Raw genomic sequence first — 10,788 nt, forward strand, 5'->3', positions numbered from 1 at the left:
GACCGATTTTTTGCTGATGAGATTTGAACTGATCACAAGAAGGTCACTAGGGTCACCCCTCGAACCCCCGCTCGGTTGATCACCCATCCGGGGTGGCGGCGGTGGTACCCGCCCGCCGCGTCTCGGTAGGCGGCTGGAGGAAGAAGGAGCCGCCCGCGTGGCGTCCCACCGTCGACCCAAGCAGCCGAGCCGCACCCGCGTGACCGTGCTCACCGCGACCGCCGCCGCTGCCGTGGCCCTCACCTCGCAGGGTGCCGCCCAGGCCGCGCCGAAGCCGGGCAAGGACGAGGTCAAGTCCAAGGTCGACAAGCTCTACGAAGACGCGGAACGGGCCACCGACAAGTACAACGGGGCCAAGGAGAAGCAGAAGAAGCTGGAGAAGCAGATCGACGCTCTCCAGGACAAGGTCGCCAGCGGCCAGGAAGAGCTGAACGACCTGCGCGACGGCCTCGGTTCGATGGCGAGCGCCCAGTACCGCTCCGGCGGCATCGACCCCTCCCTCCAGCTCTTCCTCTCCTCCGACCCGGACGACTACCTCGACAAGGCGTCCACCCTGGACCAGCTGAGCAGCCAGCAGGTCGACTCGCTCAAGAAGATCCAGAAGAAGCAGCGGGACCTCGCGCAGCAGCGCAAGGAGGCCGCGGGCAAGCTCGACGACCTCGCGGACACCCGCACGGAACTCGGCAAGAAGAAGCGGGAAGTCCAGGCCAAGCTCGGCGAGGCGCAGAAGCTCCTCAACACGCTGACGGCCAAGGAGAAGTCGGACCTGGCCGCCAAGGAGAAGCAGCGCGCGAGCCGTTCCGCCGACCGCGCCGCCGACAAGCCCGCGGACACCGGCAAGGAGACCCCCGCCTCCGGCCGCGGCGCCGCCGCCCTGAGCGCCGCCGCCACCCAGATAGGCAAGCCGTACGTCTCCGGTGGCACCGGCCCCAACTCCTACGACTGCTCCGGGCTCACCCAGTGGTCGTACGCGCAGGCCGGGGTCTCGATCACCAGGACCACGTACACGCAGCAGAACGACGGCACGAGGCTCGGCCGAGGTGAACTGAAGCCCGGCGACCTGGTGTTCTTCAACAACCTCGCGCACGTCGGCCTCTACGCGGGCAACGGCCAGGTGCTGCACGCCCCGAAGCCGGGCGCCGTGGTGCGCTACGAGTCCATGGAGTACCTCGGCACCTTCCAGTTCGGCGTCCGCGTCAGCTGACGTCAACACGCTTGCCACACCGTCCGAACGGGCGAATTCCGGCAACCACCGCTGACCCCGCGCCCCGCTGATGACCTGCGTCTGAGGCGGGGCGCCGGGCTGTCCGCACCCCCACGGGTCGTTGGCCGCCACGCGGTCGCACGGCTACTGTCGGCGCGCATTCCCCCAACGACCTGGGGGTCCGTCAGCGGAAGGGAGAGCGGCTTCCCGTGGGGTCCCATCGCCGTCCCGCAGAGCCCGGCCTCGACCGGAGCACACGCGTCACCGTCCTCTCGGCGGCGGCGGCCACCGCGGCCGCCGCCCTCGCCGCCGTGCCCGCGGGCGCCGCGCCGCAGGACAAGCCGTCCGACACCCGGGCCACGGTGGACCGGCTGTACGAACAGGCCGAGCAGGCGACCGAGGCGTACAACAAGGCCGATGAGCGCACGGACAAGCTGCGCGCGCAGGTCGAGCGGGCCCGGGACAGCATCGCGCGGGGCCAGGAGCGGATCAACCAGATGCGCGGCGCCCTCGGCGCGCTCGCCGGGGCGCAGTACCGCGAGGGCGGCATCGACCCCACCCTCCAGCTGATGCTCTCCTCCGACCCGGAGGGCTACCTCGACAAGGCCACCGCCCTGGACCGGGTCAGCACCCGGCAGGCGGGGCAGCTCACCGATCTGCGGCAGGCCCAGCGCGGCCTCGCACAGCAGCGCACCGAGGCCGGGCGCAAACTCGCCGAGCTGGAGAGGAGCCGTACCGTCGTCGCCCGCCACAAGCGCCTCGTCGAGAACAAGCTGGCCCAGGCGAGACGGCTGCTCAACTCCCTGCCGAGCGAGGAGCGCGAGGCGTACGACAGGTCGTCGCGCTCCGGTGCCGGACGCGCCGAGCTGCCCGACCTCGGCGGCGCCCCGTCCTCCTCGCGGGCCGCCGCCGCCATCGCCGCCGCCAGGTCCGCGATCGGCCGCCCCTATGTGTGGGGCGCCAACGGGCCCTCCGGGTTCGACTGCTCGGGCCTCATGCAGTGGTCGTACGCCCAGGCGGGGGTCGGTCTGCCCCGCACCTCGCAGGCCCAGCGGTACGCCGGGCGGCAGGTGCCCCTGGCCCAGGCGCGGCCCGGCGACCTCGTCACCTACCGCGACGACGCCAGCCACATCGGGATGTACATGGGCAACGGCCAGGTGGTGCACGCCCCCTACCCCGGTGCGCCGGTCCGCTACGACCCCGTCGGCATGATGCCGGTCTCCTCCGTCACCCGCATCTGACTCCGACCGGAGCCCGGTCGCCACCGCCCCGTACGATCGGGCAGGTGGTGGCTGGTCACAGGCGTGGGTCGTGGGGGATGGCGCTGTGTCTCGCGCTCTGCCTCGCCGTGCTCGCCGGCTGCGGCGGCGACCCGGTCCCGGACTCCGCCGCGGGCGAGGTGCGCAGGCTCCTCGAACGCCGGGCGCACGCCGTCCTCGCCGGGGACGAGAAGGCGTACGAACGGACCGAGCGGGCGGCGGCCGGCGCGGCGGATCTCTTCGCGAACGTCCGCGGCATCCCACTGGACGCCTGGGAGTACCGCCTGAACCACCTCGACCGCGCCGGTTCCCGGGCCACGGCGAACGCCGAACTCCGCTACCGCGTCGAGGGCCACGACCGTGCCCCGCTCGTCGCCGAGCGCACCCTCTCCCTGGAACGGCACGGCGGGCGCTGGTACGTCACCTCCGAGCGGGCCGCTCGGAACGCCGGTGAGCAGCTGTGGGACCAGGGGAGGGTGCGGGCGGTGCGGGGCGGCCACAGCCTCGTCCTCGGCGTCGGGCGCAGCGCCCGGGAGCTGCGCGGCTACCGTGGTCTCGCCGACCGGGCGGTGCCGGCGGTGCGGGCGGCCTGGCCGGGGGAGTGGCCGGGGAAGGTCGTCGTGGTCGTGCCCCGGTCCCTGAAGGACATGGCGGGCCTCCTCGGGGCGCCCGCCTCCGGTTACCGGGGGATAGCGGCGGTCACCACGGGCGAGGCGGGCGGCTCCGGGCGGGCCCCCGCGGACCGGATCATCGTCAACCCCGAGGCGTACGGCGTTCTCGGCGACGTCGGCAAACAGGTCGTCCTGACCCACGAGACGGCCCATGTGGCGACCCGCGCGCAGACGTCACCGGCCACCCCGCTCTGGCTCTCCGAGGGCTTCGCGGACTGGGTGGGCTACCGCGGCACGGGGCGTACCGCGCCGCAGGCCGCCCCCGAACTGCGGCGGGCGGTACGGCGCGGAGAGCTGCCGGGCGCGCTCCCGAAGGACGAGGACTTCGGCTTCGGCCGGGAGTCCGCACGGCTCGCCGAGTCGTACGAGGGCGCGTGGCTGGCCTGTCGGATGATCGCGGACCGGTGGGGCGAGCGGAGGCTGACGGACTTCTACCGGGCCGTGGGCGCACACGACGAGCGGGCGGGCGCGGTCGAGGACGCCTTGCGCGACGTCCTGGGCACGACGCGCGAGGACTTCACGGCGCGCTGGCGTACGTATCTGCGCTCGGAGCTTGGCTGAGCTGCTCGGGCACCGGCCGCCGCGCCCGGCCGCGCGGCTCGGACACGGTCTGCCGCCACAGGTTCCGGCAGGCCAGCAGGGCCGCCGCGACCAGCAGGCCATTGCGTACGAGCAGCAGCGCCACGCCCAGCGGGTCGCTGGCCACCACGTGCGAGAACCACACCGGGAACTCCAGGAACGTCACGAACGTGGCGGCGAGGACCAGGCGGGCCGGCAGCTCCATGCGGCTCGTGCGGAACGCCAGGCAGACGGCGGCGACACCGACGAGCCACAGCATGTACTGGGGGCTGATCACCCTGCTCGTCGTGGTGAAGAGCAGTACGGCGACGAAGGCGGCGTCCGCGAGCGTGCTCGCCGACCGGGCCCGGGCGCGCAGCCGCCACACCAGGAGCCAGCCGAAGGCCGCCGCGGACAGCACCTGCGCCGCCGTGCTCACCAGCGGGACGCCGGGGCCGAGGAACTCCACCGAGCCGTAGTTGAGCCGCACCTCGCCCCGCCAGCCGAGGTGGCGCCCCACGTGGAAGACCAGGGCGCCGAGGGACTCCACCTCCGTGCCGCGGTCGCGCTGGAAGGTGAGGAACGCGAGCGCGCCCGGCATCGCCACGAGGAACGCCAGCGTGACACCGAGGGCCGTGCCCGCCGCCGCGCCCCAGGGCCGCAGGGCCGCCCGCCCGCGAGCCACCCCGACGAGCAGCAGCACGGGCCACACCTTCAGCAGCGCCCCGAACCCGGCGAGCGCCCCCATGGCGCGCGGATGCCGGGCCCCCGCGAGCAGCGCCGCGACCGCGACGGCGGTCACCAGCACGTCGTAGCGGGCGTACACGGTCGGGCCGAGCAGGGGCACGCCCACGATCCACACCCACAGGCCGCGCACCGACTTGCCGGGCCGCCGCCCCGCGTACAGCAGCAGCCCGAAGACCGCCGCGTCGGCGAGGAGGGCGAGGACGAAGAAGGCGGAGGCGTAGTCGAGGAAGGGCAGCAGGGCGGGGGAGAGCACCGCGAGGGCCGCCGCGGGCGGGTACTGCCAGGTGACGTCGTCGAGCGGGAAGGTGCCGGTGCGCAGGACCTCGTACCAGCCCTGGTAGATGACGGAGACGTCGCTGGTGACGTCCGGTCCCGGGGCGGTGAGTACATGGAGGACGCAGAGCAGCAGAGCGGTCCTGGTCAGGACCCAGACGGTCAGGATGCGTGCCATGCGTGCCTCGCCCCTATTTATGCACTTCATTGTGATTCGCGGTGTCATGATGCCGGGCGGGGCCGGGCGAGGGCGAAGAGGCGGGGCCGTTCGGTACGGTCGGCCGCTTTCGGCGCGGTCGGCCGTTTTCGGTACTGTCAGGCGCGATGCACAAGACCCTGATCGTCACGAACGACTTCCCGCCCAGGCCCGGTGGCATCCAGGCGTTCCTGCACAACATGGCGCTGCGCCTGGACCCCGAGCAGCTCGTCGTCTACGCCTCCACCTGGAAGCGCGGCCGCGAGGGCGCCGAGGCCACCGCGGCCTTCGACGCCGAGCAGCCCTTCCAGGTCGTACGCGACCCCACGACGATGCTGCTCCCGACCCCGCGCGTCACCCGCCGTGCCGTCTCGCTCCTGCGCGAACACGGCTGTACGTCGGTGTGGTTCGGGGCGGCGGCGCCGCTCGGGCTGATGGCGCCCGCGCTGCGGAGGGCGGGGGCGAAGCGGCTCGTCGCCACGACGCACGGACACGAGGCGGGCTGGGCCCAGCTGCCCGCCTCACGCCAACTGCTGCGCAGGATCGGCGAGTCGACGGACACCATCACCTATCTCGGGGAGTACACGCGCTCGCGGATCGCCGCCGCGCTGACGCCCGCGGCGGCCGGGCGGATGGTCCAACTGCCGCCCGGGGTCGACGAGAAGACCTTCCACCCCGACTCGGGCGGCGACGCGGTGCGGGCGCGGCTCGGGCTGAGCGACCGCCCTGTCGTCGTGTGCGTCTCGCGGCTGGTGCCGCGCAAGGGCCAGGACACGTTGATCCTCGCCATGCCGAGGATTCTCGCCGCCGAACCGGAGGCGGTGCTTCTGATCGTCGGGGGCGGGCCCTACGAGAACGACCTCCGCAAGCTGGCCGCCGAGACCGGCGTCGCCGACTCCGTCCGCTTCACCGGCGCCGTGCCGTGGTCGGAACTGCCCGCGCACTACGGCGCGGGCGACGTCTTCGCGATGCCGTGCCGGACGCGGCGCGGGGGCCTGGACGTGGAAGGCCTCGGGATCGTCTACCTGGAGGCGTCGGCGACGGGTCTTCCCGTGGTCGCAGGGGACTCCGGGGGCGCGCCGGACGCGGTCCTCGACGGGGAGACGGGCTGGGTCGTGCGGGGTGGCGCCCCCGAGGAGGCGGCGGAGAGGATCACCGCGTTGCTGGCGGACGCGGAGCTGCGGGCCCGCATGGGCGGGCGGGGGCGCCAATGGGTCGAGGAAAAGTGGCGCTGGGACCTCCTGGCGGAGAGGCTCCGGGAGTTGCTCTAGGCCTGCGGGCGGTAGTGGGTTGCTCGCGCAGTTCCCCGCGCCCCTAAGGAAGCGGGGCGCAGCCCCTGCTTCAGGGGCGCGGGGAACTGCGCGAGCAACCACGACGAGACCGAGAGCCGCAAACCGACAGGGCCCCCACGGCGAGTGGGCGCCCCGCCAACGCTACCCGCGGTAAATCGCCTCGATCTCATCCGCGTAATCCTTCGCCACCACATTCCGCTTCAGCTTCAGCGACGGCGTCAGATGCCCCGACTCCTCCGTGAACTGGGAGCTGAGGACCCGGAACTTCCGTACGGACTCCGCCTTGGAGACCGCCGCGTTGCCGTCGTCCACCGCGCTCTGGATCGCCGCGAGCAGATCCGCGTCGTCACGCAGGGAGGACGCCGTCGACCCCGCGGGCTTGCCGTGCTCGGCGGCCCAGCGGCCGAGGAACTCGTCGTCGACCGTGACGAGCGCCCCCACGAAGGGGCGGCCGTCGCCGACGACCATGCACTCGGCGACCAGCGCGTGCGCGCGGATGCGGTCCTCGATCACGGCCGGGGCCACGTTCTTGCCGCCGGCGGTGACGATGATCTCCTTCTTGCGGCCGGTGATGCGCAGATAGCCGTCCTCGTCGAGCGTGCCGATGTCACCGGTGTGGAACCAGCCGTCGGCGAGGGCCTCCTCGGTGGCGCCCTCGTTGTTCCAGTAGCGCGAGAACAGGTGCTCGCCGTGGAGCAGGACCTCGCCGTCGTCGGCGATGCGCACGACGGAGCCGGGCAGCGGCTGGCCGACCGTGCCGATCTTCTGGCGGTCCCAGGGGTTGAAGGCGGTGGCCGCGCAGGACTCGGTCAGGCCGTAGCCCTCCAGGACCGTGAAGCCGATGCCGCGGAAGAAGTGGCCGAGGCGCTCGCCGAGCGGGGCGCCGCCGGAGATCGCGTACTCGCCACGGCCGCCGAGGACCGCGCGCAGCTTGCTGTAGACCAGCTTGTCGAAGATCTTGTACTTGATCCGCAGGCCGAGAGACGGGCCCGAGGACGTGTCGAGCGCCCGGCTGTACGCGATCGCCGTGTCCGCTGCCTTGTCGAAGATCTTGCCCTTGCCCTCGGCCTGCGCCTTGGCGCGCGCCGAGTTGTAGACCTTCTCGAAGACGCGCGGAACGCCCAGGATCATGGTCGGCCGGAAGGAGGCGAGTTCGTCCGTGAGGTTCTTGACGTCCGGCGCGTGGCCCAGCTTGATCGGCGCCATCAGCGCGGCGACCTCGACCAGCCGTCCGAAGACGTGGGCGACGGGCAGGAAGAGCAGGACCGAGCACTCACCCGTGCGGAAGAGGGGCTTGAGGCGCTCCACCACGTTGCCGCACTCCGCGAAGAAGCTGCGGTGGGTCAGCACACAGCCCTTGGGGCGGCCCGTGGTGCCCGAGGTGTAGACGATGGTGGCCGGGTCGTCGGCGCCGGCGGCCGCGCAGCGCTCGTCGAGGGTCTGGTCCGTGACCTCGGCGCCCGCGCTCTTCAGCTCGTCGACACCGCCCTTGTCGATCTGCCAGATGTGCGCGAGGGCGGGCAGCCGGTCGCGTACGGACTCCACGGCGGCGGCGTGCGCGTCCAGTTCGACGAGGCAGGCGACGGCACCGGAGTCGCCGAGGATCCACTGGATCTGCTCGGCCGAACTCGTCTCGTACACCGGCACGGTCACCGCGCCCGCGCTCCAGATGGCGAAATCGAGAAGCGTCCATTCGTAGCGCGTACGGGACATCAGGCCGACGCGGTCGCCGGGCCGCACACCGGCGGCGACCAGACCCTTGGCGGTGGCGCGCACCTCCGCGAGGAAGGTCCTGGCGTCGACGTCCTGCCAGCTGCCGTCGACCTTGCGGCCGATGACGGCGACATCCGGGTGCTGCGCGGCATTTCTACGGACGATGTCGGTCAGATTGCCGTCCGCAGGGACCTCGTACAGGGCCGGAAGGCTGAACTCGCGCAAGACTGCTGCTCCTACATAGGGCGCCGGCGCCACGACGTTGTGTGCTGCGACGGTGCGGTCCAAGATCGGGCAGGCGCTCAGTCGAGTGGGGGCTGAGCACTACTGGACTGCCCGGACGTTACCCATCGGTATGGCTTGTTCGGTAGGGGGGCGGCCCCAGATGTTCGGTGCGTCACACGTCGCCGTTGGTCTGAACCGCACAGTACGCCACCGCCTTCCCGACTCGGAAGTAACCGCAGGTCCGGCCGCCGCCCCCGCCCCTACCGCCCGCCGGACACCCGTCCTAGGGTGATCGGCATGCCAGCTTTCCGGGTCAACGTGGTCAGTGATGTGCACGGCAACGCGGCGGACCTCGTCCGCGCGGGGGACGGCGCCGACGCGCTCGTCTGCCTCGGCGACCTCGTGCTCTTCCTCGACTACGCCGACCACACGCGCGGCATCTTCCCCGACCTCTTCGGCGCGGCGAACGCGACCAGGCTGGTGGAGCTGCGCACCGCCCGCCGCTTCGAGGAGGCCAGGGAGTTCGGCAGGCGGCTGTGGGCGGGCGTGGACCGCGGCCCGGCGGTCGAGAGCGCGGTCCGCAAGCAGTACGCGGAACTCTTCGCCGCCTTCCCCACCCCCACGTACGCCACCTACGGCAACGTCGACATGCCGGCCTTGTGGCCTGAATACGCCGGGCCCGGCACCACCGTCCTCGACGGCGAGCGCGTCGAGATCGGCGGACGCGTCTTCGGCTTCGTCGGCGGGGGCCTGCGCACCCCGATGCGTACGCCGTACGAGATCAGCGACGAGGAGTACGCCGCCAAGATCGAGGCGGTCGGCGAGGTCGACGTCCTGTGCACCCACATCCCCCCGGACGTCCCCGAACTCCTCTACGACACCGTGGCCCGCCGCTTCGAGCGCGGCAGCCGGGCCCTGCTCGACGCGATCCGCGCCACCCGCCCGAAGTACGCGCTCTTCGGCCACGTCCACCAGCCCCTGGTCCGGCGCATGCGCGTCGGCGCGACGGAGTGCGTGAACGTGGGCCACTTCGCCGGATCCGGCAGACCCTGGGCCCTGGAGTGGTGACCTCGTGGCGCGCGGTAGCCTTCACGCGGTAGACGTCCCGTACCGGACCCGGACCGCATCTGGAGGAGCCACAGCGATGGCGGAACACACCAGCTCGAGCATCACGATCGAGGCGGCCCCGGCCGAGGTCATGGGAGTGATCGCCGACTTCGCTCGCTACCCGGACTGGACCGGAGAGGTGAAGGAGGCCGAGGTCCTCGCCACCGACGAGCAGGGCCGCGCCAAGCAGGTCCGCCTCGTCATGGACGCGGGCGCGATCAAGGACGACCAGACGCTCGGCTACACCTGGACCGGGGACAACGAAGTCAGCTGGACCCTCGTCAAGTCCCAGATGCTGCGCTCCCTGGACGGCTCGTACCTCCTGAGGCCCGTCGGCTCCGGCACCGAGGTCACCTACCGGCTGACCGTCGACGTCAAGATCCCCATGCTCGGAATGATCAAGCGCAAGGCAGAAAAGGTCATCACCGACCGCGCGCTCGCGGGCTTGAAGAAGCGAGTCGAGTCCAAAGAGGCCTGACGGCCCTGAGGGGGCCTGGCAGGCTGATGGGGGCCTGAGGGGAAGCGGGAAAGCGGGGCGGAGCCCCTGCTTTCAGGGGCGCGGGGAACTGCGCGAGCAACCCACAACGACCGTCGGCCGCCAGACAACCCCACCCCCACGGCGAGTAGGCGAACCCGCATCCCCGCCCCGCGCTGACGTACCGTTCACCCCTATGCGCACCCTCCTCGTCACCGGCCCCGGCGGCTCCGGACGGACCACCGTCGCCGCCGCCACGGCGCTCGCCGCCGCGCGCTCAGGACACCGCACGCTGGTGATCGGCGCCGACCGCACCGACACCCTGGGCGCCGTGCTCGGCGGCACGGACGCGCACCCCGGGCTCACCGTGCGGCACCTGGCGCCCGCCGACCGCTTCCGGGACGACCTGCTCGCCCTCCAGGAACGCGCCGCCGCCGGCCTCGACCTGCTCGGCGCCGAGCGGCTCGACGGCGAGGAGCTGACCCCGCTGCCCGGCAGCGTCGAACTGGCCCTGCTGCGCGCCCTGCGCGACGCCGCGCGCGAGGGAGCCCACGACACCGTGGTCGTCGACCTGCCGCCCGCCCCCGAAGCCCTCGCGCTCCTCGCCCTGCCCGAGCAGCTGCGCCGCTATCTGCGCAGGCTCCTGCCGCCCGAGCGGCAGGCCGCCCGCGCGCTGCGCCCCATGCTCGGCCGCCTCGCCGGCGTCCCGATGCCCGCCGCCTGGATGTACGAGACCGCCGCCCGCCGCGAAGCCGAACTCGCCGCCGCCCAAGCCGTGATCGAGGCCCCCACCACCACCGTGCGCCTGGTCGCCGAGCCGGGCCCCGCGGGCGCCGACGCCGTCGCCGCCACCGCCACCGGCCTCGCCCTCCAGGGCCTGCGCACCGACCTCCTGATCGCCAACCGCGTCCTGCCCGACGCCTCCACGGACACCTGGCTCGCGGCGCTCAGCGCACAGCAGCACAAGACGCTGGACGAGTGGGAAGCCACGTACGAGCAGGTCGGCAGGGTCCGCCACCTCGGCCACGACCCGCGCGGCGCCGACGACCTCACCGCCCTCCGCGTGCC

9 protein-coding genes are annotated in these 10,788 nt (G+C 72.6%); 7 read left to right on the top strand and 2 right to left on the bottom strand.

Annotated features, from left to right (window positions below; translation table 11 throughout):
- The first annotated feature begins 157 nt into the window (after positions 1-157).
- The 3 genes from IG54_RS0122035 (at position 158) to IG54_RS0122045 (ending at position 3,695) form a co-directional block, all read left to right on the top strand.
- Complete coding sequence (locus IG54_RS0122035; RefSeq protein WP_030787034.1) at positions 158-1,204, top strand: C40 family peptidase; 1,047 nt, start codon at positions 158-160, stop codon at positions 1,202-1,204.
- A gap of 209 nt (positions 1,205-1,413) precedes the next feature.
- Positions 1,414-2,445 carry a C40 family peptidase gene (locus IG54_RS0122040; protein WP_030787037.1) on the top strand — a complete coding sequence of 344 codons (1,032 nt, stop codon included), beginning with the start codon at positions 1,414-1,416 and terminating at the stop codon, positions 2,443-2,445.
- Between the two features lie 77 nt (positions 2,446-2,522).
- Positions 2,523-3,695, top strand: a complete 1,173-nt coding sequence (locus IG54_RS0122045) for a hypothetical protein (RefSeq protein ID WP_030787040.1) — start codon at positions 2,523-2,525, stop codon at positions 3,693-3,695.
- Here the strand turns inward: IG54_RS0122045 and IG54_RS0122050 are convergent.
- Positions 3,652-4,890: a glycosyltransferase family 87 protein gene (locus IG54_RS0122050; RefSeq protein WP_030787044.1), complete on the bottom strand. Its 1,239-nt coding sequence runs from the start codon at positions 4,888-4,890 to the stop codon at positions 3,652-3,654. The genes IG54_RS0122045 and IG54_RS0122050 overlap by 44 nt on opposite strands.
- A gap of 146 nt (positions 4,891-5,036) precedes the next feature.
- Between IG54_RS0122050 and IG54_RS0122055 the strand changes: the two genes are divergently transcribed.
- A complete protein-coding gene (locus IG54_RS0122055) occupies positions 5,037-6,179 on the top strand; it encodes a glycosyltransferase family 4 protein (RefSeq protein WP_030787047.1) in 1,143 nt (380 codons plus the stop codon).
- Positions 6,180-6,341: 162 nt separating this feature from the next.
- On the opposite strand, the gene IG54_RS0122060 is transcribed toward IG54_RS0122055, so the two are convergent.
- Positions 6,342-8,138: an AMP-dependent synthetase/ligase gene (locus tag IG54_RS0122060; protein ID WP_030787050.1), complete on the bottom strand. Its 1,797-nt coding sequence runs from the start codon at positions 8,136-8,138 to the stop codon at positions 6,342-6,344.
- A gap of 297 nt (positions 8,139-8,435) precedes the next feature.
- Between IG54_RS0122060 and IG54_RS0122065 the strand changes: the two genes are divergently transcribed.
- From IG54_RS0122065 to IG54_RS0122075, 3 genes are all read left to right on the top strand, one after another.
- The gene (locus IG54_RS0122065; protein WP_030787052.1) at positions 8,436-9,206 is read left to right on the top strand and encodes a metallophosphoesterase family protein; all 771 of its coding nucleotides are present in this window, start codon (positions 8,436-8,438) and stop codon (positions 9,204-9,206) included.
- Between the two features lie 76 nt (positions 9,207-9,282).
- The gene (locus IG54_RS0122070) at positions 9,283-9,723 is read left to right on the top strand and encodes an SRPBCC family protein (RefSeq protein ID WP_030787055.1); all 441 of its coding nucleotides are present in this window, start codon (positions 9,283-9,285) and stop codon (positions 9,721-9,723) included.
- A gap of 193 nt (positions 9,724-9,916) precedes the next feature.
- Positions 9,917-10,788: ArsA-related P-loop ATPase (locus tag IG54_RS0122075; protein ID WP_030787058.1), on the top strand; the 872-nt coding region annotated here is incomplete at its 3' end.

Source organism: Streptomyces sp. NRRL S-920, from assembly GCF_000717945.1.
In the GTDB taxonomy this organism is placed as follows: Bacteria; Actinomycetota; Actinomycetes; order Streptomycetales; family Streptomycetaceae; genus Streptomyces; species Streptomyces alboniger.

Bases quoted from the DNA above. Each gene is read 5' to 3' on its own strand.
- IG54_RS0122045 (WP_030787040.1), top strand. From the start codon at position 2,523: ATGGCGCTGTGTCTCGCGCTCTGCCTCGCCGTGCTCGCCGGCTGCGGC.
- IG54_RS0122050 (WP_030787044.1), bottom strand. From the start codon at position 4,890: ATGGCACGCATCCTGACCGTCTGGGTCCTGACCAGGACCGCTCTGCTG.
- IG54_RS0122055 (WP_030787047.1), top strand. From the start codon at position 5,037: ATGCACAAGACCCTGATCGTCACGAACGACTTCCCGCCCAGGCCCGGT.
- IG54_RS0122065 (WP_030787052.1), top strand. From the start codon at position 8,436: ATGCCAGCTTTCCGGGTCAACGTGGTCAGTGATGTGCACGGCAACGCG.
- IG54_RS0122070 (WP_030787055.1), top strand. From the start codon at position 9,283: ATGGCGGAACACACCAGCTCGAGCATCACGATCGAGGCGGCCCCGGCC.